At 55.0% G+C, this 21,605-nt stretch carries 23 protein-coding genes; 10 read left to right on the top strand and 13 right to left on the bottom strand.

All coding sequences use genetic code 11. From position 1 onward, the window contains the following. Nucleotides 1–93 precede the first annotated feature (93 nt). Both CCASEI_RS10895 and CCASEI_RS15730 read right to left on the bottom strand, forming a co-directional pair. Entirely contained in the window at nt 94–882 is a 789-nt protein-coding gene (locus tag CCASEI_RS10895) for a DeoR/GlpR family DNA-binding transcription regulator (RefSeq protein WP_006821955.1), read from the bottom strand. Between the two features lie 44 nt (nt 883–926). Next, nucleotides 927–1,049 carry a 4-hydroxythreonine-4-phosphate dehydrogenase PdxA gene (locus CCASEI_RS15730; protein ID WP_225868469.1) on the bottom strand — a complete coding sequence of 41 codons (123 nt, stop codon included), beginning with the start codon at nt 1,047–1,049 and terminating at the stop codon, nt 927–929. A 295-nt stretch (nt 1,050–1,344) separates the two neighbouring features. On the opposite strand from CCASEI_RS15730, the gene CCASEI_RS10885 reads away from it, so the two are divergent. The 3 genes from CCASEI_RS10885 (at nt 1,345) to CCASEI_RS10875 (ending at nt 4,334) form a co-directional block, all read left to right on the top strand. Then, nucleotides 1,345–1,932, top strand: coding sequence for a DUF1707 SHOCT-like domain-containing protein (locus CCASEI_RS10885; protein WP_006821956.1), 588 nt, complete (start codon nt 1,345–1,347; stop codon nt 1,930–1,932). Nucleotides 1,933–2,039: 107 nt separating this feature from the next. Continuing rightward, nucleotides 2,040–3,323, top strand: coding sequence for a glutamate-5-semialdehyde dehydrogenase (locus CCASEI_RS10880; RefSeq protein WP_025387992.1), 1,284 nt, complete (start codon nt 2,040–2,042; stop codon nt 3,321–3,323). Nucleotides 3,324–3,422: 99 nt separating this feature from the next. Then, a complete protein-coding gene (locus tag CCASEI_RS10875) occupies nt 3,423–4,334 on the top strand; it encodes a 2-dehydropantoate 2-reductase (protein ID WP_006821958.1) in 912 nt (303 codons plus the stop codon). 94 nt (nt 4,335–4,428) lie between these two features. Here CCASEI_RS10875 and CCASEI_RS10870 read toward each other — a convergent pair whose 3' ends face one another. Continuing rightward, on the bottom strand, nt 4,429–4,899 hold the full coding sequence (locus CCASEI_RS10870) for an S-ribosylhomocysteine lyase (protein WP_025387991.1): 471 nt from the start codon (nt 4,897–4,899) through the stop codon (nt 4,429–4,431). A gap of 76 nt (nt 4,900–4,975) precedes the next feature. Here CCASEI_RS10870 and CCASEI_RS10865 point away from each other — a divergent pair, with 76 nt between their 5' ends. Beyond that, nucleotides 4,976–6,187 carry a hypothetical protein gene (locus tag CCASEI_RS10865; RefSeq protein WP_025387990.1) on the top strand — a complete coding sequence of 404 codons (1,212 nt, stop codon included), beginning with the start codon at nt 4,976–4,978 and terminating at the stop codon, nt 6,185–6,187. 34 nt (nt 6,188–6,221) lie between these two features. Here the strand turns inward: CCASEI_RS10865 and CCASEI_RS10860 are convergent, their stop codons facing one another. From CCASEI_RS10860 to CCASEI_RS10840, 5 genes are all read right to left on the bottom strand, one after another. Beyond that, entirely contained in the window at nt 6,222–7,595 is a 1,374-nt protein-coding gene (locus CCASEI_RS10860; protein ID WP_025387989.1) for an NAD-dependent succinate-semialdehyde dehydrogenase, read from the bottom strand. Nucleotides 7,596–7,732: 137 nt separating this feature from the next. Further along, nucleotides 7,733–7,993 (bottom strand): glutaredoxin, encoded by a 261-nt coding sequence (locus CCASEI_RS10855; RefSeq protein ID WP_025387988.1) that lies wholly within the window; start codon nt 7,991–7,993, stop codon nt 7,733–7,735. A 39-nt stretch (nt 7,994–8,032) separates the two neighbouring features. After that, nucleotides 8,033–8,275 carry a hypothetical protein gene (locus tag CCASEI_RS10850; protein WP_006821963.1) on the bottom strand — a complete coding sequence of 81 codons (243 nt, stop codon included), beginning with the start codon at nt 8,273–8,275 and terminating at the stop codon, nt 8,033–8,035. A gap of 33 nt (nt 8,276–8,308) precedes the next feature. Beyond that, entirely contained in the window at nt 8,309–9,196 is an 888-nt protein-coding gene (locus CCASEI_RS10845; RefSeq protein WP_025387987.1) for a VOC family protein, read from the bottom strand. Between the two features lie 66 nt (nt 9,197–9,262). Continuing rightward, nucleotides 9,263–10,021 (bottom strand): TetR/AcrR family transcriptional regulator C-terminal domain-containing protein, encoded by a 759-nt coding sequence (locus CCASEI_RS10840; RefSeq protein WP_006821965.1) that lies wholly within the window; start codon nt 10,019–10,021, stop codon nt 9,263–9,265. A 440-nt stretch (nt 10,022–10,461) separates the two neighbouring features. Between CCASEI_RS10840 and CCASEI_RS10835 the strand changes: the two genes are divergently transcribed. Then, entirely contained in the window at nt 10,462–11,148 is a 687-nt protein-coding gene (locus CCASEI_RS10835) for a DedA family protein (protein ID WP_225868399.1), read from the top strand. Between the two features lie 125 nt (nt 11,149–11,273). Here CCASEI_RS10835 and CCASEI_RS10830 read toward each other — a convergent pair whose 3' ends face one another. Next, the gene (locus CCASEI_RS10830; RefSeq protein ID WP_006821967.1) at nt 11,274–12,749 is read right to left on the bottom strand and encodes an NAD-dependent succinate-semialdehyde dehydrogenase; all 1,476 of its coding nucleotides are present in this window, start codon (nt 12,747–12,749) and stop codon (nt 11,274–11,276) included. A gap of 103 nt (nt 12,750–12,852) precedes the next feature. Next, a complete protein-coding gene (locus CCASEI_RS10825) occupies nt 12,853–13,587 on the bottom strand; it encodes a sulfite exporter TauE/SafE family protein (protein WP_006821969.1) in 735 nt (244 codons plus the stop codon). A 464-nt stretch (nt 13,588–14,051) separates the two neighbouring features. On the opposite strand from CCASEI_RS10825, the gene CCASEI_RS10820 reads away from it, so the two are divergent. Next, on the top strand, nt 14,052–14,717 hold the full coding sequence (locus tag CCASEI_RS10820; RefSeq protein ID WP_006821970.1) for a DUF1801 domain-containing protein: 666 nt from the start codon (nt 14,052–14,054) through the stop codon (nt 14,715–14,717). Between the two features lie 24 nt (nt 14,718–14,741). Here the strand turns inward: CCASEI_RS10820 and CCASEI_RS10815 are convergent, their stop codons facing one another. Beyond that, a complete protein-coding gene (locus CCASEI_RS10815; RefSeq protein ID WP_025387986.1) occupies nt 14,742–15,458 on the bottom strand; it encodes a TIGR03089 family protein in 717 nt (238 codons plus the stop codon). 86 nt (nt 15,459–15,544) lie between these two features. Next, a complete protein-coding gene (locus CCASEI_RS10810; protein ID WP_006821972.1) occupies nt 15,545–17,206 on the bottom strand; it encodes an LCP family protein in 1,662 nt (553 codons plus the stop codon). A gap of 224 nt (nt 17,207–17,430) precedes the next feature. Here CCASEI_RS10810 and CCASEI_RS10805 point away from each other — a divergent pair, with 224 nt between their 5' ends. The 3 genes from CCASEI_RS10805 to CCASEI_RS10795 all read left to right on the top strand — a co-directional run bounded on the left by CCASEI_RS10805 (nt 17,431) and on the right by CCASEI_RS10795 (nt 20,396). Then, nucleotides 17,431–18,372, top strand: coding sequence for a glycosyltransferase family 2 protein (locus CCASEI_RS10805; RefSeq protein WP_081466616.1), 942 nt, complete (start codon nt 17,431–17,433; stop codon nt 18,370–18,372). Nucleotides 18,373–18,496: 124 nt separating this feature from the next. Beyond that, entirely contained in the window at nt 18,497–19,636 is a 1,140-nt protein-coding gene (locus tag CCASEI_RS10800; RefSeq protein WP_006821974.1) for a mannose-1-phosphate guanylyltransferase, read from the top strand. 511 nt (nt 19,637–20,147) lie between these two features. Continuing rightward, nucleotides 20,148–20,396 carry a WhiB family transcriptional regulator gene (locus CCASEI_RS10795; protein WP_147581137.1) on the top strand — a complete coding sequence of 83 codons (249 nt, stop codon included), beginning with the start codon at nt 20,148–20,150 and terminating at the stop codon, nt 20,394–20,396. A 121-nt stretch (nt 20,397–20,517) separates the two neighbouring features. Here the strand turns inward: CCASEI_RS10795 and CCASEI_RS10790 are convergent, their stop codons facing one another. Continuing rightward, nucleotides 20,518–20,988, bottom strand: a complete 471-nt coding sequence (locus CCASEI_RS10790; protein ID WP_006821976.1) for a metallopeptidase family protein — start codon at nt 20,986–20,988, stop codon at nt 20,518–20,520. A gap of 117 nt (nt 20,989–21,105) precedes the next feature. Between CCASEI_RS10790 and CCASEI_RS10785 the strand changes: the two genes are divergently transcribed. Then, the gene (locus CCASEI_RS10785) at nt 21,106–21,558 is read left to right on the top strand and encodes a DUF3499 domain-containing protein (protein ID WP_006821977.1); all 453 of its coding nucleotides are present in this window, start codon (nt 21,106–21,108) and stop codon (nt 21,556–21,558) included. The last annotated feature ends 47 nt before the right edge of the window (nt 21,559–21,605 follow it).

Genomic DNA, 21,605 nt, shown 5'->3' with positions numbered 1-21,605 from the left:
CTATCCCGAAGATCAGCGTGACAACCACAAACCATGCGGTGCTACTGATCAGCATTCTCTGTATGTATTTCTTACGCATAATTGCACCCCCAGTTAGTTCGTGGGAACGATTTCGACGGTGATACCAGCGGCGCGCAGGCCTGCGACTTCCTCGGGGTGCGCGGAGTCATCGGTGACAAGCGTCCACGGGGTGGGTAGGACTGCCCAGTGGTGGAAGGCGCGGCGGCCGATCTTGGAGCCATCGGCAAGGACGTAGACATCTGAACTGCGCGAAGCGATGATTTCCTTCAGGCGCGTCTGGTCGGGGTCTGCTTCACAAAGCCCAAACTGCGCGGTCACACCATCGGCGCCGAGAAAGGCGCGGTCAAAAGTTTCGCGCTGTAATGCTGCTTCAGCGCCAGGTCCGACGAAGCTTTGGCTAGACGGGCGAATGATTCCGCCTGGGCTGCTCAACTCAATGTCGTCGCGGTCAATCAGCGAGTTGATAGCGTTGACGCCCATCGCGGTAACGCGCAGTGAATCGCGCTTGCCCAAGGTGGCGGCGAGGGCGCCGACGGTCGATCCGCCATCGAAAAGCACGCGCTCATGGTCTTTGATGCGCTGCGCCGCCCACGATGCAATCGCCCTTTTCGCGGCGAAGAACTCGCCCTGGCGTTCCTGTAACGGAGACTCATTCTCATCGGAGATGAAAATCGCACCACCATAAGTCCGCGCAATGAGGCCCGCTGCCTCCAGCCGGGAGAGGTCACGGCGAATAGTAGAAGAAGTAACCCCGTAGCGCTCCCAAAGCTCTTCCACGCTGGCCAAGCCGATGGTGGAGGCCAGGCGAGCGATTTCTGAACGACGTTGCGCCGGTGAGTGTGAAGTTTTCTTTCTACTCATCCGCGCATTACCTGTTCTTTCTTAAGCGGAGTCTTTAACTTTTTCTAGCCTACGTGGTTCGGCTCATGCTGACTGGCCATTTCCGCCGCCTGGTTGAGAGCCTCGACCATGCTGCGCGGGTCAGCAATGTTCTTACCTGCAATATCAAAGGCGGTGCCGTGGTCCACGATAATGATCTCATCGCGGCAATCCACACCCCGAATGGTGAAACCGCACGCCAGCGCGCAAGCCAAGGCTTTACGTTTATTACCCTTGCTTCTGACCTGACCCACTTAGAGCAAGCAGCGCGTGATCACTTGGCTAAGGCCCGAGGAAACTAGCGCTATCTGATATAGAACGGCTCCCCGGTGGCTGGTCGGAGAAAACCGAAGCCAACTGCACGGGGAGTTGTTTATGCAGGGAATTTATTCAGCCAATAAATCACTCTGCCTTTGGCCTATAACCGCGGGTAGGCTGTTGAATATGACGACGCCACAGCCTTATTCTGATCCGTCACCGGACAATGCTCACTTTCGCGTCGGTGACAAAGAACGCAACCACGTTCTAGATCTGCTTTCTGCGCACTTTGCCGATGGCTATATTGATGTCCACGAATTTGAAGAGCGTACTGGTCACGCCGCCATCGCGCGTACCCGTGGTGACTTGGACACGCTGTTGAAGGACCTGCCTTCGGGCAACTCCTCAGCACCAGCGCCAAACCTGGATCCGGAACTGCAGGAACGGCAGTCCTCGCCACACAAGGCGGTGGCGAAGAATTCGGATAGGGAATTAGAAGAGCTCATAAACCGCGGCAAGAAAGTGCAGCGCCTGGATTCCACCATCTGGACAGTGGCGATGATCTTGTTCTTCGTGTTCATGTTCCTCACTGACTGGTCTTATTTCTGGCTCTTCCCAGTTGGCGCTGTGGGTGGCTCCATTGCTATCAGGGCGTTTTATAAGCTCGATGATGATGAAGAAGAAATCTTCAATGAAATCAATGAGAAAGAACAAAATGAGCGCAGCAAGCGACTGCGCAAAGCAGCGGAACGCCGCCGTGAATTAGAGCAATAACCATTGCTTTCAAATATTTTCGATCGTGAAAACGTGTTGCAAGGTTGTTATGCCTACCTGGTGGGAAACTAGCCCATGGGGTGGGCATTTTCCGTAGACTGGTCACCATGACTGATCAACAAACTCTTACTCGTGATCAAGAACGTGCCGAAGTGCTTGACAAGGCCGCAAAGGCCAAGGAGGTAACCCCAGCGGTTGCCCGACTCAGCACTCCGCAAAAGAATGAAATCCTGCTCGCAGCAGCAGAGGCACTCACCGCCAATACTGACAAAATCATGGCGGCGAATGAGGCCGACCTGCAGGCCGGGCGTGACCGCGGCATGAACGAGTCATTGCTTGACCGATTGGCTTTGAGCGCTGAACGCATTCAAGGTATCGCCGCGGGACTGCGCCAGGTAGCGGGTCTTTCTGACCCAGTGGGTGAGGTTCTTCAGGGCCGCCGCATGGACAATGGCATTGAAATGAAGCAGGTCCGCGTGCCTTTGGGTGTGATGGGCATGGTTTATGAGGCTCGTCCAAATGTGACCGTGGATGCTTTTGGTTTGGCCTTGAAGTCCGGCAATGTGGCGTTGCTGCGCGGTTCTAAGTCAGCGCGTAATTCCAATGCACAGCTGGTGGAAATTCTGCAGGACACTTTGGCGCAGTTCGATGTCCCACGGGAGGCTGTTCAGCTTCTGCCTTGTGACTCCCATGATTCCGTGCAGGATCTGATTACCGCACGTGGTCTGGTGGACTTGGTAATTCCACGCGGCGGTGCTGGTCTTATTAATGCAGTAGTTACTGGCGCGACCGTGCCAACCATTGAGACTGGTACGGGTAATTGCCACTTCTACATTGATGCATCGGCAGATATTGACAAGGGCATTGCCATGGCTCTCAACGGCAAGACTCGTCGATGCTCAGTGTGCAACTCTACTGAAACCATCCTGCTGGATAAGTCTTTGGATGATGCTACGAAGCTGCGTGTAATCAAGGAATTCCAGGATGCTGGCGTAACTGTGCACGGCTACTTGGATGAGCTCAAGGCTCTCGGTGCGGAAAACGTGCACGAGGCAGAGCAGTGGGATGATGAGCACTTGTCTTTCGATGTCCGCATCACCGCCGTTGATGGTGTTAACGGCGCAATCGAGCACATTGCCAAGCACACCACCGGCCACACCGAGGGCATTGCGGCCCAGGACGCTGACGTGCTGTTGCAGTTCGCCAATGAGGTGGATGCCGCAGCCGTAATGTTGAATGCTTCCACGGCGTTTACTGACGGTGAGGTGTACGGCATGGGCGCAGAGATTGGTATCTCCACGCAGAAGCTGCACGCGCGTGGACCAATGGCATTGCCAGAGCTCACCTCCACCAAGTGGATTTTGCAGGGCACGGGACAGATCCGTCCCTAGAAGTAACTAATTTCTAGATTCAATATATGTAAGGGCTGGGCTAAGACCCCGGCTCTTTTACCGCGCCACGATGGGGACGCATAAGGAGTTAACAGCAACATGAAGATTGTGTTTATTGGCGCGGGAGCCATCGGCGGCTACTACGGTGGCCAGCTGGCTAAGGCGGGGCATGACATTACCTATGTGGTGCGCGAGGAAACCCGCAAGGTTATTGAATCTGAGGGCCTGACGCTGATTAATCCAGAAGGCACGGAGAATGTCTCCAACGTCTCGACCGTGGCGAGCTTGGATGAGGTGGAATCCGCGGACCTGGTTATTTCGGCCATCAAGATTTTCGGGGAACCAGCCCTGCCGGAAAAGCTGCCGGAGGGTGCGGTGTTTATGACCACAGAAAACTCCGTGGAATACCCGCTTCTGGCTGAAGAGAAGTACGGCGCGCAGCGCTTCATACCGGCAGTGGTTCGTGCATTTATTCACCGCGAAGGCCCAGCAACCGCACACCACATGGGTGGCGTTCTGGCGCTGTCCTTTGGTTCATTGGACCCAGCAACCGAGCCAGTGGTGCAGGAACTAAATGAGGCTTTAGGGCAGACTCCCATTAAAGCCAAGATTCACCCGGATATCCTCAGCGATGTGTGGATGAAAGCCATGATGGTGACCTGTTTTGGTGCACTGGGCGCGGTGCAAGAAGAGCCGATCGATGTATTGCGCACCAAGTATCGTGAGAGCCTGCGCGCGCTGATGGTGGAAGCCGCAGCAACCGCGAACGCGGCTGGGATTGAGCTCAAAGAGGGCACCGTGGACAAAGTCATGGCATTCGTGGACCAGCAGCCAGAAGGCGCAACCTCGTCCATGCAGCGCGACATCCTCGAAGGCTTGCACAGTGAGCTGGACTCACAGGTGGGCGGTATCGTGCGCATTGCCAAAAACAGCGGAACCACCGCGCCACTGCACCAACTGGTGTGGGACGCGCTGTCTGCTAAAAGCGCAAAGCTCCGCGGCGAGAAATAACGCACACTGCGTTATCTACACCAACGGAGCAGAACCTGAGTCGGCTTAGCAACCCCGGACCGGGTGAGACGAAGCTGACGCAAGCTTTTAAAAGTTAGGCCATAACCTGCGCCCACTCGTCGCGCTTAGCCAACAGCGCGCGGGCGGCTTCTTGTGCGCCCTCAAGGGAGTGGGACTCGCCCCAACCACACTGCACTTCATTGGCGGCAGGTACTTCCGTTGCGGTGAGGACATCGTTGAGGCCCTTTTCCAAAATGGATACAAACTCGTCGGTTTCCACACCGAGCATCAGGGCATAAAAGCCGGTTTGGCAGCCCATAGGGGAGAAATCAATCAGCGCATCAGTGTGGTTGCGCAGCAGCTCCGCCAGCATGTGCTCCAAAGAGTGCACGGTTGGCATTTCCAGGTGCTCACTGTTGGGCTGCTTGAAACGCACATCGTACTTCACCAGGACATCGCCACCAGGTAGTTCCTTGCGGTCAGCAACGCGCACGAAAGGTGCGGCCACCGCGCGGTGGTCAAGGTTGAAAGATTCGACGTTCATCTTTTGTGGGGTATCAGTCATGGCTCCCAGGGTAGTAGGTTGCTTGGTTAAAGTGTGACTTCCTGCAACACACGGCCGTCGGCGCTAGGATTTGGGTATGTCGATGTTGGAACGTGAACTTGAATCTGCCCTTGTCAAGGCGTTAAAAGGCCAGGAGTTCACAGGCGCTGACAGCATGTGGGTCAAGCCGGTGGCTGGTATGGCCAATGCCTATATCGCGGTGGAAATACCTACTGCTTCGGCCACAATTGCAGATGATTCGCAGACGGCTCATGTCACTCCGATGTTTCGGCTGCTGGTAGACATTGGCCAGGTTGAGCACTTGCTCCCGGCGGAGGCTACAGCGGATATGCTGCGCTTTCACGGCCGTATATTCGGGCAGCTGTGGGTGCAGCGGCCTTTTGATTTAAGTGACATCATTCCCACCACCATCGGCGTGCGTGATGAGGTGGAGATACGCAAGGCCGTTGAGCGCCAGGTTGTTGGTCGTTTAAAGATTTTTGAAGACCAGGTTGATTTGATGGCTTGGTCCATCAAGGGTTTGCTGGGGCTTTCGCTAGAGCTTATCGATGGCTACCGGTTGTCCCCGCTGCACTGGAAGACAGTGCTGATGGTGTTGGCAGCCAGTGGCCGCGACGGCCGTGCAGCTTTTGAGCACTCAGCGCGCCTGATTGATGCACACTATGGAAACAACATTGGCGACGCTTTTTTGAAGCTATTAGATTCCGTCCCGATGGATAGGTTGAAGCTGTGGTACTTGGTTGGCGCGGATGAAGACCCGGAAGATTTTCAGATTCAGCCACTGCCGCGCCCCGGGGCGATTGTTCCTTCGCGCGCCGGGTGGCGCCGGCAGAATATGCCCGTGCGAGCGCCCAGCGGCAAGCGCGTCGAAGCCATTGACCTCAATTGGCCAGCCGATGATATTGACGGCTGGGTTGAGCACACTGAAGAAATTGTTGCTGACTTCCTGGCGTGCGATGTGTTCTTTGAGGTGGATTTCCACGACCTCAACTTTGCGCATGCGATGGCTTTGGAATGCCAGCTGTTGGATACTTTCACCGATTACGCGGATTTCTCCCAGCCGCAAAACTTCTACCTGCAGACCGCATACTTGCGCGTCTTTGGGGAGTTCTACCTCCACCGGGTACCGGGCGCTGGGTGGGTGCGGCACCCGGATGACCGTTGGCTGCACCCTGGAATCCAGCTGCCCGATGGTGATGTTGTGGATCTGTTTGCCCTCTGCGAGCAGATCTTTGACAAGCGCAACGGAATGGTCACAGGTGACGCACTGCCGTTGGGCCGGTACTGACTGCAGTTACGCCAGTTAGTGCCGTTAGATTCGGCTAGTTGGCGACGTAGAACAACTGCTTGTTCACGAACTCGTCCATGCCCAGCGGGCCAAGCTCGCGGCCGTAGCCGGAGCGCTGAATGCCGCCGAAAGGCATCTCGGCGCCGGCGGTACCGGGCGCGTTGACGGCCATCATGCCGGTTTCGATCTGCAGTGCAACGTCTTGGGCGCGCTTGGTGTCAGTAGAAAATACTGAGCCGCCGAGACCGAAGAGGGAATCATTCGCGATGGCAACTGCTTCCTCATCGGTAGAGAACTTGTACACGGAGGTCACAGGTCCAAAGAATTCCTCATGGAAGGACTCGGAATCCATCGGGATATCGGTGAGAACGGTCGGGGAGTAGTACGCGCCGACATCAGCAAGCACGCCGCCCGCGCGTACTGTTGCACCATTGGAGGAAGCCTTCTCCACCTGTTTGGCCAGGCGTTCCGCCGCATCACGCGAGGACAGTGGACAGTACTTCGCACTGTCACGCTCATCCGGATTGCCCGGGGACATCTGCTGTGCCAACTTGACCAGCTCTTCCACGAACTCGTCATAGATATCCTCGTGCACAATCAAGCGCTTATTAGAGGTACAAGACTGGCCGGTGTTGGACATACGCGTCCACCATGCGGTGGAGGCAGCTTCCGCGACATTCTCAGTATCCAAGATGATGTATGGGTCATTGCCGCCGAGCTCCAGCACAGACTTCTTCAGGTTCTTACCAGCGTGAGCTGCGATAATTTCACCAGCGCGCTCCGAACCAGTCAGAGAAACACCATGCACGCGGTCATCGGCGATAATATCCGCGACCTGGTCGTGGGTGGCAAAGATGTTGATGTACACGCCCTTTGGCACACCAGCATCATCCAACAGTTTCTGGATTGCCAGCGCGGAACCCGCACAAATCTCAGCGTGCTTGAGCAACACCGTGTTACCCAGCATCAAGTTCGGCGCGATAAAACGTGCCACCTGGTAATAAGGGAAGTTCCATGGCATGACGCCAAGCAGTGTGCCCAGTGGAAGGCGGCGAATGATCGCTTTGCCGTCAGAGTTGGTGGGGATTTCTTCGTCGGCAGCAAACTGCGCGCCATTATCCGCGTAGTACTTGATAATCGAAGCACAATACTTGACCTCACCAACGGCCTCGCCCATGCGCTTGCCCATTTCCTGGCCTGCAATCTGCGCGAGCTCAACGCGGCGCTCCAGCATAAGGTCTGCAACCTTGCGCATGACTTCCGCGCGGTCTTCGAAGGACAGCTTCGACCAGGATTTATATGCCTGGGCGGAATCATCGAGGGCAATATTAATATCCGCATCAGTGGTGAAATCGTATGTTGCTACGACTTCATCATTGACCGGATTTTGAGTGCGATACTGTTGCATTCTTCTTAGTCCTCGCTCATTCATCTAGGTTTTGGGAACTAGATCCCACTGTAGGTAAAAATGTGACCCACGGCCACGGCTAATCTGGTTTTGGGCGATGAACTGTGCGAATGGACTTCTAGAATGCGGCGTGCGCGCTACTTTTGCACAACGTCCTGCACATCAAGCGTTGCGGTAGACGGGTCTTCATCAGTGACAAAAGCCGGGATGCCTAGATAGCCCTCAGCCTTAGCACCGTCGAATACGGGGTTGGAGTCACGCAAGAACGTGAATTCCTTCAGCGCTGGTACGGAACCCGTGATGTCCACGAACTCATACGGGGTGTTGGAATTTTCCAGCACCTTGTGCGCATCAACGCAATCCGGGCACATCATGGTGCCATAAAACTTCAAAGCCATTTCTTAACTCTCCTTAATCGGGTAGTTGGGGGGTACTTGTTATTTCACATCTGCGACGGACAAGGTCAACTCACCGTCATCCTTAATGAATGCAGGAATGCCAATGCGGTCTTCTTGACGTGCGACATCAAAAAGAGAGCTGGAGTCACGCAACTGCAAAAACTCCTTGAGGTTATCTTTGGAGCCGATGACGTCAATGAACTCATATTCGGTGCCGGCCTCTTTCAATTCTTCGATGGCGGCGCGGCAACGTGAGCATTCAGTAGAACCGTAAAACTTCATTGTCTTCTCCTGATCAGCGGTGATGCTCCGAAGTTAGAACTCATCAATGATGAGCTTTTTCATCTTCAACATGTTTTCAAAACCCTGCGGGCGTGAAAGCAATTCTGGAAGATTCTGGGGAGCTATTTGCCAGCTTAGTCGGTATTTATCTTCCAACCAGCCGCATTGCTCTGCCTCTGGATTGGCCGACAGCGCATCCCAATAGCGGTCCAGCTCTGCTTGGTCTTTAACCATCAGCATCAAAGACACACCCGGGGTGAAGCTAAAGGGCTGCGCAACGCCGGAATCCATGGCAGCAAACCATTGCTCGGCGAGCTGGAAATCAGAGAAGGCGACATCGGAAAGCTGCGGGATAGAATCCGGTGAATTTTTATCTGGTGCTGCACCCATCGCGCCGTAAGTCACGCGGTTTCCCAATGCAGCATCATTGAAAAGCTCTGTGTAAAAGTCCACCGCCTCAGTGGCCTTGCCTTGGGCTGCGCCACAAAACATCAAGCTCGGAAGAATAAAGGGACGCGGCGCATTATCAGGATTGGTGAGCATGAGCTGCCAGCTGAAACCAAAACGGTCCGTGACCCAGCCGTACAGTTTGCTAAACGGGTATTCGCCCAATTCCATGAGCACTTCACCATCCGCGGTGAGGTCATTCCACACGCGCTTGAGGTCGCCCTCAGCGTCACTGCGCTGTGCAGGATCGAAATTCAAAAAGAAACTGATGGAAGGATTAGGAGTGGCATAAGGCCCGCCATTAATCAGCGCGATGCGGTAGCCATCAATGTTTACTTCGGCAGTGACTTCTTCGCCGGTTTCCGGGTTACTGAAGCCGTTGACGGCATGGGCGTGGGGGAAGACAGACGCATAAAAGTCAGCGGCGTCGCGGATATTCTGGTCAAACCATAGGTGCGGCACAATCTTCTGCATGGTGCCCAGCGTACTCGCGCGACGCAGCTAACAATAGGGAGGATTTCCCGCACAAGCGGGAAAAGCCTACTTGGAGTTGTGCTTTTCGATGATTTCTTCGATGCCGTCCAACACGACGGAAATGGCGAAGTCCAGCTGCTCACTATCAGTGGTTAGAATTGGACGCTCTGCTACTTCCTGCAGCAGTGGGAACGTATCTTCTTGCTCTTCCTTAAGTGCCTCGGTCAACAGCTCATGGCGCAGTGCGGCTACGGAATGCTTAGCAATAGCTACGTCACGGGTGTACGCCGCGCAGGCGTTGTTGATGACAGCAACGCAGCGAATAGCGGTGTCGATGTCCAGGCCGGCGTTCTTCAAAGAACGAAGCAACATCTCCGAAGCCTTGAGGAAGCGCGCGGCAGTGTTGGAACCTAGACGCAGGTAATCCGACAGCAGTCCGGCTGCGAGCATGCCATTGGCATTGCTGTGTGCGAAGGCTGATGCGACGGTGCGCCAGTCTGCGTCCTCTGGGACATTGAGGTCATCAAATGCTTCAGAGAATTCCACCGCAGCGACGATGGAGAGAAGGTTCTCACGATCGTGCACGTAGTGGTTGAGTGCCTTACGGTCAACACCAAGGGTGTTGGCAACCGCCTGCATGCTCAGTTGGTTCTGCGGCAAGGAGCGCGCAGCTTTGATGATCTTGTCGATGTTCAAGCCAGCGCGGTGGCCGCGCGGTCTACGGAAGCGGTTCGTTTGCTCCGCAGCAGGGGGCTCGCTCACGGCGGCTGCGGCCGGAGCAGAGGACTCGAATGACTTGATTAATTCATTGTTGGTGCCAGACACAATGTTAAGGATACAAAACCTAGGGTCCCCCTGGGTGAAAACGGGGGCATTTCGATAACGGTTGTGGTTACATGCAGCAACTTTAAAAAATTTACGGGGGTGAAATAGTGTGCTTTAGATTACGTGGCATAACAACAAAGTCGATTTTCCCCATTCTTTATGTAAACGATTGTAGATAGCACTTAGGTAATTTAACCTCTAATTTCGTTTAGGTAGCAGTTAAATCTTTGAATATTTTCCTTTCGAAGTACTTACAGCTTCCAAATTCACTCATTTTGCTCCGCGGGGGTACTCTTTCGTTCCTTTTTGCCCAAGGTGGTCTTTAATGACGATGTGATTGAGCTATCAAGTGAAATGTGGAGAAGGAATTCTGGTTCCCCGGTGGGGCTTGGGTAAGCTGAGCCTAAAGAAACCCACTAACAAACCCAACAACAATCTTGGTGAGTTTCCCACGCGATAATCGTTTGGAGCGAGTGCTTTCTATGGATGACATGCTGGCGGATTTCCCCTTCTGGGGAGCATGGATATTTATGTTTATCCTGGGTACGCTGCGCGGTCAGGGAACATACTGGATCGGACGCGGTGCCTCCAGCGCGGCGACGCATGTCGGCTCGGATGAAGATACGGGAAGCAAGTGGGCGAAGGTCAAAGCCTGGTTCAACAGCGACAAGACGAAGACCGGGCGCACCTTGGTGCACAAGATCGGTGTTGTTGCCGTTCCCTTGAGCTATCTCACCGTTGGCCTTCAGACCGCAGTGTTGGCTGCCGCCGGCTTGGTTCGTATCCAGTGGTGGAAGTTCACCGTTGCGCAGATTCCTGGCGCAATGGCGTGGGCAACTATTTACAGTGGCGTTGGCCTCGCCGGCTGGAAAGCCGCCATCGCAGTCTTTACTGGCGACGGAATCCTCCCAGCAATTGCCTTGGTCGTGCTTGTCGCCGCCGCCATCGTGGGTGTCGTATTCATCTCCAAATCAATCCGCAAGAGTTCCGCCGCGAAGAACAACGGCGGGGCACCTGCTGCTTCACCAGCCGAGGACACCGTCCCTGGCTCAGAGTCAGCCGCCGAGGCTGGGACCAAGACCGAGTCTGCAGCTGGGACCGAAGGTCACGTAGAGACCCGGCATTAGAGGCTCTTAAATCCACAGTGATGTACAAGTAGCTTCAAAAAGTTTGGGCATACAGCAAACGGTCCCTTTCACTGAGACAAAGCTCAGAGTGAAAGGGACCGTTTACGTACTGCTAAGTGCGATTTTTACTTGTTCACGTAAGCGTTACGGATGCCGATGTACTGCACGGAGGTGTACTCCTCGATGCCTTCTGCGCCTCCCTCGCGGCCCATACCGGACTGCTTCATACCGCCGAATGGGGCAGCAGCGTTGGAGATAACGCCTGCGTTCGCGCCCATGAGGCCGAACTCGAGACCGTCAGCAACGCGGAACATGCGGTCGATGCTCTCGGTGAAGACGTAGGAAGCCAAGCCAAACTCGGTGTCATTGGCAATCTTGAGTGCTTCATCCTCATCGGAGAAGGTGATGATTGGAGCAACCGGGCCGAAGATTTCTTCCTGAGCAACGCGCATATCAGGGGAGACATTCGTCAAAACGGTTGGCTTGTAGAAGAAGCCAGCGCCCTCAATACGCTCGCCGCCGACGAGAACCTTCGCGCCCTTTTCAACTGCGTCATCAACGAAGGAAGCAACAGATTCCTGAGCCTTCTTCTCCACCAGTGGGCCACAGGTGATGCCGTCTTCGAGGCCGTTGCCCAGCTTCAAAGCACCGATCTTGTCCGCGAACTTCTGCGCGAACTCTTCAGCAACAGACTCTTGAATGATGAAACGGTTGGCTGCGGTGCAGGCCTCGCCGATGTTGCGCATCTTGGCGCCCATTGCGCCTTCCACGGCTTGGTCAATGTCAGCGTCTTCGAAGACGATGAATGGTGCGTTGCCGCCGAGCTCCATGGAGGTGCGCAGAACATTGTCAGCGGCAGCCTTGAGCAAGGTCTTGCCCACTGGGGTGGAACCGGTGAAAGACACCTTGCGCAGACGGGGGTCTGCCATCAGTGGACCGGAGATGGCGGATGCGGAGTTGCCGCAGACAACGTTGAGGACACCTGCTGGCAGACCGGCATCAATCATGGTCTGTGCGAAGTACTGAGAAGTCAGTGGGGTCAGCTTCGCTGCCTTCAAAACCATGGTGCAGCCCGCTGCAACAGCTGGTGCAACCTTGCGGGTTGCCATAGCCAGTGGGAAGTTCCATGGGGTAATGAGCAGGCAAGGGCCAACTGGCTTGCGGCGGGTGATCATGTTCAGGGTGCCTTCTGGGGCAGGGAAAGCGCGGCCGTAGTCACGGACTGCTTCCTCAGAGAACCAGCGCAGGAACTCGCCGCCGTAGGTGACCTCACCGCGGGCTTCTGCGATTGGCTTACCCATCTCAAGAGTCATCAGGGTTGCAAAGGTCTCAGCGCGTTCCTGAACCAAGTCGAAGGCGCGGCGCAGAATGTTGGAGCGCTCACGAGGAGAGGTTGCAGCCCACTCATCTTGAACTGTGCAAGCAGCATCCAAAGCGGCCTGTGCGTCCGCTTCACCTGCAGAAGCCAAGGTTGCAATAACCTCGCCTGTTGCAGGGTTTTCAACATCAAAGGTTGCGCCGTCCTGAGCGTCAACCCACTCGCCATTGATTAATAGGCCAGTTGGGACTTTGGACAAAACCTCTGAAATGTTGGCAGTCATTTAGATCTCCTTAAAATTGTTTCTTGACCCTACCCACACTAGCCCCAAGGGAGCGATTTTGGGACACAAATTTTAGTGATCCTTAGCCATATGTAAGTGAGCGTCAGATCAAGGATTGAATGATGAGAACAATCGATGCGCCGATGGACACGGTGATGACGATTCGGTTGAGGAGCTTGCGGTCAACAAACCGATTGAAGTAGCTGGCTGCGAACAAACCTAGGATAGCCAGCGGAAGATAAATCGCAGCGAACTTTAGCTGGTACGTGGTGATCTGGCCGCCAATTCCCAAGGTCAGCATGGAAACAACACTGCCGAAGACGAATGTGGCAGAAAGCGTGCCGCGCGCTTTGGTGGGATTAAAGGATTTCATCAACAGCGCCATCGGCGGGCCACCGATGGAAGTGGACGTTCCTAGAAATCCTGAGAGCAGGCCAGCGAAAATGGTATTCGGAGCGTTGACCTTTGGTGTCCAGCCCAAAGAGCTGAGCACCATGGTGAATATAACTGCGCAGCCAATAAACAACTGCAGGGAATTGGTGGACAAGATTGCCAATGCCCACACTGCTAGAACCGTGCCGGGCAGGCGAGCGATATTGGAATACCACACCATCTTCCAGTCTGTCTCCGACCAGGAGCGGTGCAGTGTTGTGCAGGCGATGATAAAAGCCAAGCACAGAACCACAACAGGGACTAGTTCTGGCTTTATGAGCGCCATGATTGGAGTGGAGATCGTGCCAAGCCCAAAACCAATGACACCTTGCACGGTAGAACCGATGAAGATGATGAGCCCTAAGAAGATGTAGGGGAGTGCGTCATTGAATGAGGTGATGTCCACCGAGGCAGCCTTTCTCCGGCGAATTTTGATCCGTCAGATAGCGTACGCCCATTCCGATTGCATAGCGCAATTGAAAGGAAATCTCTGGCTCACGCAAAATGCTTTTGCCTTTGAATAGTTCAACGTTAGGGAACTTTCGTACCGTCTTTGTCTAAAGCTCTTCCCAACCGGGGTACCAGATATTAACGTCTGAATTGTTGAGTCACTGGGAGTAGTTAAACCACAAAATGTGGTTGAGTCACGGAGAGGAATGTAGATGAAGATTTAAAAAGGTGAACCTTGGTCTCGGGTGGAGGACCAAGGTTCACCTTGTTCGGGGCGGGGCAGCCAGTTTGCATCGGGGGGGATCAAATCCGGCGCCTCTCAACCTCGCACCTCGATACTAACGCGCCGCGAAGGAGTTGTACATCATCCAAAAGTATGACTCTCGATTTTTGCTGCCAGAATTGTTTTAGAATTTGGGCATGACTGCAATTGATGACGTTCCAGGCGTTGGAAACCCAGCCCGCCGTGCACTTGAAGAATACGGATATCCGGATCTCGAATCCCTTGACGGCGCGGATTACAAAACCCTGCTTAGCTTCCATGGTGTGGGCAAACGCGGTCTTGAGCGCTTGCAACTGGCTCTGAAAGAACGCGGAATGAGTATGTCCGGTGACGTTCCAGAACCAGAAGAACGCAAGAATGAGTGGTTCATTGGCCACACTGGTGTTCAAGACGAAGACATCAAGACTCACGCCGGCAATGATGCAGACTTAGAAGAATATCTAGCGACTGTAGAAGGTCGCCGCGCAGATCATGCACAACTACTTCTAGAGATTTTTGCCCGTGCCACAGGAGATGCCCCGCGTCTGTGGGGCCCGTCGATGATTGGCTACGGAGAGGCACACTACAAGTACGCGACTGGACGCGAGGGAGATACCTTCCGCGTGGGATTCTCACCGCGCAAAGCAAAGCTGTCGCTCTACGGATTACAAGAAAGTCCGCGTTGGGAAGAACTCAGCGCATCTTTGGGAAAGCACACCACTGGTGCTTCCTGTGTCTACGTCAATAAGCCAGAGGATATTGATCTTGAGGTGCTCAAGCAGTTGATTCGTGAAACCTGGGAGCACGGCCCCCAAGACTGTTAGTGCGTGCAGCACCGCGCTGCTTATCTAGAGGCGCGCGGTCGTGTTTTCGTTATCAGCAATCTCCTGTAGACGCTCGGCTGTGGTCAAGCCGGAAACAACTACTGCAGAACCGCCAGCGGCGAGCGGGTGAAGCACGGCGACTGTGAAGGTCTCTTTGTCGTGCCACCCGGTGGACAGCAAGCGAGACGCTGAGCCTGCTTGTGGGTACAGCTGCGGCAGAGGGGTGGTCTGCCCGAAGTAGTCATCGCCGTAGAAACGCACCGTGGGGCCAAAATCGATTGCTCCGGAAGGCAGCTCGCCGCCGGATTCGACAACGCCGCGACCGAAGGGATCATCTGTCACGAGCGCGAGATCTGGCGTAGAACCGTCTGTGGAGGTCGCGATATTGCCCACGCTGTAGAGCTCAAACTTGTCGGGGGAAGTAAACACCGCGTCAGCGCTCAAGATCTGGCTCGAGTCGGCGCTGTCATTCGGCGCGGAAGAATTAACAAAATCAAAATCAATGCCGGCAGCAAGCGAGCCCAGTGCAATAACCGCTGCTTGCCAGGTCACAGGAAGATCAATGCGCAGCGAATCATCTTTGCTGAGTTCAAGTTCTTCCTCCAGCATGTTGGCGATCTTGGCCACCCAGTTCTCCAGCGTCTGCGCGGAGAAATCCATGCGTGCGCCGGTGGATTCGTTATAGACCGTCAGGCGAGGAGCGGCGGCATCAGCAGTCAACAAATGATTAAGCATGTCCATACCCGCCCATCGTAAGCAAAACCCCGCCGACTCACCGTTGGTTTTCACAAACGGCCAGTACAGCGGGGTAAGCCAAAGGGGCGAAGCTAGTTTACACAGCGAGGGCCATCGCCGCCCGCGTCGATTTCTGGGCTGACTTCAGCAGCGCCGAAGTCTTCACCAGGAGTGCCCACGGTGTCCTCAGGGCTTGGCTCATTCATCGAGGTTTCTGGTTCGGTCGAAGACTCATCTAATGGACCGTTGTAATCATCTGCAGTGACAATGACCAAGGAAGACGCATCCAGGCCAGCGTTAGCCGTGATTGGCAGACCGCCGAGCTGTTCCGCCAGAGCAATGGCGCGTGGGTCGGATGGATCTGCCGCAACGATCTGAGATTCGCCGTAGATGCCAGGCATTGAGTTGGAGGTTTCCACCACGGTGTAGCCGGTCTGTTCCAGCCAAGCGGTCAAACCGCTGGCCATGCCGGTGACGGATCCTGCATTGAGAACGTGCAAGGAGATATCCTCAGCTACTGGCTCCTGGCCAGTGCCGGAAGGTGCTTTCTCCGACTCGGTTTCTTCCGGAGCAGGTGCTTCGGAAGAAGTGTCAGAAACAGCCAAGTCTTCGAAGAACTGGTGCACCTGGTTTGGATCGACAGTCACGATGGACTCGCCGTAATCACCGGTGCCGTCAACGGATGTAACCGGGATGGTGTTGAAGGTGACGTTGCCGCCGGCCAAGTTGGCCATTTGGGTTGCAAAGCCCATGATGTCCCAGTCCTCATCGATGATGACGGAACGCTCGACTGCCTCAGAAATCTGGCTCAAGGTGCCAGGGGAGGTCAGAGTGCCGGTGGACAGAACCTTGTTGACCAAGGAAGCCATGAACGCCTGCTGGCGAACGATACGGTCTAGGTCATTGCGTGGAAGGCCATAGCGCTGGCGAACGAATGACAGAGCCTGCGCGCCGTTGAGCGTCTGCTCACCCGCAGGGAACTTAGCGCCAGACATTTCATCATCAACTGGCTCGTTCAAACAAACGTCCACGCCCTTGACTGCATCAGTCAGAAGCACGAACCCTAGCAAGCCGACCTCTGCATAGTGGTCAATCTCAATATCAGTCAGGCCACGTACGGTCTCAAGCAGTGCAGCACGGCCGGTATCCACACCAGCCTGCTCAATTTCTTTCTCCGACATTAGCTCGGAGTCATCGGCCCCTTCGCTGCGCTTGGCCTCGTTTTCTGACACCAGCTCATCAACCTTGGCTGACTTGTGGGCAGCGTAGACACCATTGATCTTCATGTTTCCGTATTCCTCATCGCGCACATAAGTATCACGTGGGATAGAAACCGCAGTCGCACGTGAACCATCATCGGGAACACGGATGACCATCAACGTATCGGTGTTTTCTTCGCCATCGTCCACACCAGCGTGCAGCGCGGCCAACTCTTCATCGGAAAGCCTGTTGCCGTGGGCATCGGAACGGGAGTCAGAACCCACGAGCAAAATATCGACAGCGCCGTCGACGTTGTCTTTGAAGCCCTGGCCACCGCCGTTTCCATCACCGCCCAAATTCAAGTTGGAGGCAGAGGACATGCCGCCACTGAGTCGTCCGACGGTGAAATAGCCGACGCCCGATACCAACAGCACGATGACAGACAAGATAGCAATGAAGGTTTTAATTGCTGTGGAACCTGTCTGAGAAGTCGCCGGAGCACTTGTTGGCGCAGGTTGGATATCGCGCGCCTTCCGGAAATTGTCAGAGCTCACTTATATTTCGCTTCCCATTTTCTAAGCGGGCAGGGTTTAAGAAACCTCATTCTATGGCATAGGTCCATGAATCCCGCATAACTATCGCCACGGAGCTCAAGTTCAAGCGATCTTTCGAGGCTCCCACAAGGGAATAGATGCATTTGATGTCTACTGTGACTACCTTTTGGCACGGATTAGAGTGACCCTTCACATAGACACATTTTCGGCGGTGTCAATTGGTGATGTTTGGTCCAAGTTTGGGTACGCTAAGTGCCATCGTGAACGATTCAATATCATCTTCTGCGGCTTCGCAGTCTAAGTTTCAGGCCCCACTGGGGATTGTCACGGTGACTTATTCACCAGGTGACTACCTCGGTCGATTCTTGGACTCAATTTCTCCCGCAGTCGCACAAGGCGCACACGTCGTGCTGGCAGATAATGGTTCCACCGATGGTGTGCCGCAAGCCACCGCTGACAAGCTGGACTGGGTGCAGTTTTTAGATACCGGTGGAAACCTGGGCTACGGCGGCGGCATGAATGCCGGTGCGCAGGCCTTGCGTGCTGCCCGTGATGCCGGTGAAATCGACCAAGAGTATGTGCTGCTATCGAATCCGGACGTGGAATTTACGCCAGGGAGCATCGACAAGCTTATTGCGTGCGCAAAACGCTGGGACAATGCTGGTGCCGTCGGCCCGCGCATTGTGGAACCTGATGGCTCTAACTATCCCTCCGCGCGCGCTGTGCCCACCGTTGCAAACGGCATTGGCCATGCCCTGCTTGGCAATATCTGGCCTGATAACCCATGGTCCAAGGCCTACCGCGACGAAGAGGACATGAGTAGTGAGCGGCCTGCCGGCTGGCTTTCTGGCTCGTGTGTTTTGGTGCGCTGGTCAGCATTTGATGCCATCGGGGGGTTCGATGAACGCTATTTCATGTACCTCGAAGACATTGATTTAGGCGACCGTTTCTCCCGCGCTGGCTATGTCAATGTCTTTTGTCCAAGCGCATGCATCACCCACGCCAAGGGGCATTCCACCTCAGCGAATTCAAAGAAGATGCTGCGCGCGCACCATGAATCTGCATACCGCTTTATTGCGGACCGCTACCCGGGCGCGTGGCAGGCGCCCCTGCGGGGGGCAGTGAAGTTTGGCCTTGCAATTCGCTCACTGTTGGTTAGCTCATAGAGATTTTGCCCGCGCCGCAGCACTGAAAACGGCTTTCATCGGCATACAATTTGGGCAAGATTTTCTGAGATAGTCTGTGAAGGCTATCTATTCATGATGTTTAAAGAACTGAAAGGTTGCCTTCATGGCGAATAGCCTTCCAAACGCAACGGGCAATGATGCCCAGCGTTTTGCTGATCAGCAACCGGCTGCCGAGCGCGCAGTGGATGCGGTGATTCTCGTCGGCGGTCGTGGTACACGTCTTCGACCCCTGACAATTGGCACCCCGAAGCCAATGCTGCCGACCGCAAACCATCCTTTCTTGCAGCACCTACTGGCACGAATCAAAGCCGCGGGCATTAAACACGTGGTGATGTCCACGTCTTTTAAGGCTGAAGTCTTTGAAGAGTACTTCGGTGACGGCTCCGAGATGGGCCTGGATATTGAATACGTCGTGGAGGAAACCGCGCTGGGAACCGGCGGCGGTATCCGCAATGTTTATGACCGCTTGCAACACGACACCGTGATGGTCTTCAACGGCGATATTCTCTCCGGCATGGATCTTGGCGGAATCTTGGATACGCACCACAGCAAGGACGCGGATCTGACCATGCACCTGCTTAACGTGCGTGACCCGCGGGCCTTTGGTTGCGTGCCAACTGATGCCGATGGCCGCGTACTGGAGTTCTTAGAAAAGACTGAGGATCCACCAACCAATCAGATCAACGCTGGTTGCTACGTGTTTAAGAAGGATCTGATCGCCACCATTCCGGAAAACCGCGTGGTGTCAGTGGAACGCGAAACCTTCCCTGGCGTGCTGGAAGCCGGCTACAACGTCTTTGGCCACGTGGACAATTCCTACTGGCGCGATATGGGCCGCCCCGATGACTTCGTCCGTGGCTCCTCCGATCTGGTTCGCGGCATTGCTTTCTCGCCTTTGCTGGAAGGCAAGACTGGTGAGTCTCTCGTGGATCCATCCGCTGGCATTGCCGGTGGCGTGCTGTTGCTCTCCGGTACCTCTGTGGGCCGGGGCAGTGAAATCGGTGCGGGCAGCCGCCTGGACGGCACTGTAGTCTTTGATGGCGCCACCATTGAGCCGGGCGCAATCATCTCCAACTCCATCATCGCTTCAGGCGCGCGCATTGGCGCAAATGCCCACATTGAAGATTGCGTGATTGGTGAAGGCGCATCCATCGGCGCACGCTGCGAACTGCAGCACGGCATGCGCATCTTCCCAGGCGTTGACATTCCAGACGCCGGAGTACGTTTTAGCTCCGACGCCTAACCCTCAGTTAAGGACACTGTTCTATATGGACGGTGTCCTTTTCCTTTGGCCTGTCCCTTTGTCCGTTCTCTTTTCTCTTCCTTCGCCCTTTTTCTCGGTATTGCTGTCTCTGTGCTTTTCGACCGTGCTTTTCGACCGTGCTTTTCACAGGTGGATCCCAGAAAACTGGGAAAGCGGTGCGACACGCCGTGTTTTCCTGAAAATAGTTAACAGCTTTAAAACTGGCTACTAGATGTAGTACCCCCATAAAGTAGCCCCACCCCTGAACTCCTGTGACTAGTGTGACTGGTGGGGATCCTGACGTGCACTTTCGGGGCGAAAGGGAATTATTCCCGTAAATCGGGTTGACGATATTTAGTGTTTCGGTGTGTAATCACATCAGTGTTATTTGCGCCCCACTACCAGTGTGCGGCGTGAAACCAATTTATTAATCAACCCAACTACGGAGGAAGGAATCGGCGTGGACAATCCAAACAATAACGCCATTCTCCGTGGCGGTGCTGCTGCAGAGATGACGCTCGATGAACTCTTTGGCGCCGTCGAGCAGGAGTGGCAAGACCAAGCCTTGTGCGCGCAAACTGACCCGGAGGCGTTCTTCCCAGAAAAGGGGGGTTCGACCCGCGAAGCTAAGCGCATTTGCCAGGCTTGTGCCGTCCGCGATGAGTGCTTGGAATATGCACTTGAACATGATGAAAGATTTGGTATTTGGGGTGGACTCTCAGACCGTGAGCGTCGCCGCCTTAAGCGCCAGATTGGCTAATTGCGTTCAACTTTCAACGCGTGAGAGATTAGTGCCAGTGCCCTGACTGGTAGTGGTGTTGACGCGGCTAGGGGCAAAATTTAACAACATAACCTCACCATGTGGTGGGGTTGTTGTTTTGTCACCAGTTAAACCGGGGATCGATGACCTCAGGATCGATGTTGAGGTAATTGGCTACTAGGGCAGTCAATACTGCGCTGAGTAGTTCTTCGCGCTCTTGCCGGTTGGCACACCGGGACTCAATGGGCTTGCGAAAGACCACCAAACGCGCGCGAGTAGGGCGCCCCTCAGCGTCCACGCCGGCAGGCACAATGCGTCCCAGGGGGACAGGGCCATCAGCCACGATATCATCGGGCAAGATGGTGATGTCCGCGCGCAGGCGCATACGCGGCACGGTATCGACTGCGATGTCGAGGCCCAACAGCTCATCCAAATAAGCATTGTGGATGGGGGAGTAGGCTTCCAGTACCTCCATGTCGAAGTGCTGGCCACGGGTGCGAAAGCGTGGGGTTTGCTGCGGCAACATCGGTCCACGCAAGCCGCGACCATGTCGGTCGCGCGCGGGGCGAATGTGGTTGCGCGCTGTACTCATGCCCCACATTCTAAGACTTGCGCATTGAAATCTGTGCCGCGCCACGCGAGGGGGCGTGAGGGTGAGATTTGCTGGGGGACTATCTAAATCTCAAGTTAGGGTTTAGACTTGTTTCTCGTGAATGAGTTTCGTCGTTGTACCCGCCCTGGCTGCGGCCGTCCGGCCGTAGCGACGTTGACATATGCCTACAGTGAGCAAACCGCCGTTGTTGGCCCGTTGGTTGAAGAGCATGACCCGCATTCCTGGGACTTGTGCTCAGACCACGCGGATAAGATTACTGCTCCTCAAGGCTGGGAGCTCGTGCGCGTTGACCACATTGAGCTCTTTGATGATGAAGAGCTGATGGCCTTGGCCGAGGCAGTGCGTGAGGCTGGCCGCGTGACCACCGGCTTGGTGGATGACAACACTGCCGGCGCTGGACGCGACCCAATTGATTATCAGGCAAACTTTGATGGTGCAGATCCGCAGCGCTCAAACCATCCAGTCTTCCGCACTCGCCGCGTCGCAGATGCGCACCAGCGCCGCCGCGCTCACCTGTCGGTTGTGCCGGATGTGACCCCGGAGCCTTAAAAGGTTTTTCCTATGATGTCGGCAACACGGCCGCCAAATGAACTGCC

It is taken from the genome of Corynebacterium casei LMG S-19264 (genome assembly GCF_000550785.1).
Taxonomy (GTDB): domain Bacteria; phylum Actinomycetota; class Actinomycetes; order Mycobacteriales; family Mycobacteriaceae; genus Corynebacterium; species Corynebacterium casei.
This window is presented reverse-complemented; position numbering and strand designations above follow the sequence as displayed.

Coding starts and splice junctions, on each gene's coding strand:
- CCASEI_RS10895 (WP_006821955.1), bottom strand. CDS start 882: ATGAGTAGAAAGAAAACTTCACACTCACCGGCGCAACGTCGTTCAGAA.
- CCASEI_RS10885 (WP_006821956.1), top strand. CDS start 1,345: ATGACGACGCCACAGCCTTATTCTGATCCGTCACCGGACAATGCTCAC.
- CCASEI_RS10880 (WP_025387992.1), top strand. CDS start 2,040: ATGACTGATCAACAAACTCTTACTCGTGATCAAGAACGTGCCGAAGTG.
- CCASEI_RS10875 (WP_006821958.1), top strand. CDS start 3,423: ATGAAGATTGTGTTTATTGGCGCGGGAGCCATCGGCGGCTACTACGGT.
- CCASEI_RS10870 (WP_025387991.1), bottom strand. CDS start 4,899: ATGACTGATACCCCACAAAAGATGAACGTCGAATCTTTCAACCTTGAC.
- CCASEI_RS10865 (WP_025387990.1), top strand. CDS start 4,976: ATGTCGATGTTGGAACGTGAACTTGAATCTGCCCTTGTCAAGGCGTTA.
- CCASEI_RS10860 (WP_025387989.1), bottom strand. CDS start 7,595: ATGCAACAGTATCGCACTCAAAATCCGGTCAATGATGAAGTCGTAGCA.
- CCASEI_RS10855 (WP_025387988.1), bottom strand. CDS start 7,993: ATGGCTTTGAAGTTTTATGGCACCATGATGTGCCCGGATTGCGTTGAT.
- CCASEI_RS10850 (WP_006821963.1), bottom strand. CDS start 8,275: ATGAAGTTTTACGGTTCTACTGAATGCTCACGTTGCCGCGCCGCCATC.
- CCASEI_RS10845 (WP_025387987.1), bottom strand. CDS start 9,196: ATGCAGAAGATTGTGCCGCACCTATGGTTTGACCAGAATATCCGCGAC.
- CCASEI_RS10830 (WP_006821967.1), bottom strand. CDS start 12,749: ATGACTGCCAACATTTCAGAGGTTTTGTCCAAAGTCCCAACTGGCCTA.
- CCASEI_RS10820 (WP_006821970.1), top strand. CDS start 14,052: ATGACTGCAATTGATGACGTTCCAGGCGTTGGAAACCCAGCCCGCCGT.
- CCASEI_RS10815 (WP_025387986.1), bottom strand. CDS start 15,458: ATGGACATGCTTAATCATTTGTTGACTGCTGATGCCGCCGCTCCTCGC.
- CCASEI_RS10805 (WP_081466616.1), top strand. CDS start 17,431: ATGTTTGGTCCAAGTTTGGGTACGCTAAGTGCCATCGTGAACGATTCA.
- CCASEI_RS10800 (WP_006821974.1), top strand. CDS start 18,497: ATGGCGAATAGCCTTCCAAACGCAACGGGCAATGATGCCCAGCGTTTT.
- CCASEI_RS10795 (WP_147581137.1), top strand. CDS start 20,148: ATGACGCTCGATGAACTCTTTGGCGCCGTCGAGCAGGAGTGGCAAGAC.
- CCASEI_RS10790 (WP_006821976.1), bottom strand. CDS start 20,988: ATGAGTACAGCGCGCAACCACATTCGCCCCGCGCGCGACCGACATGGT.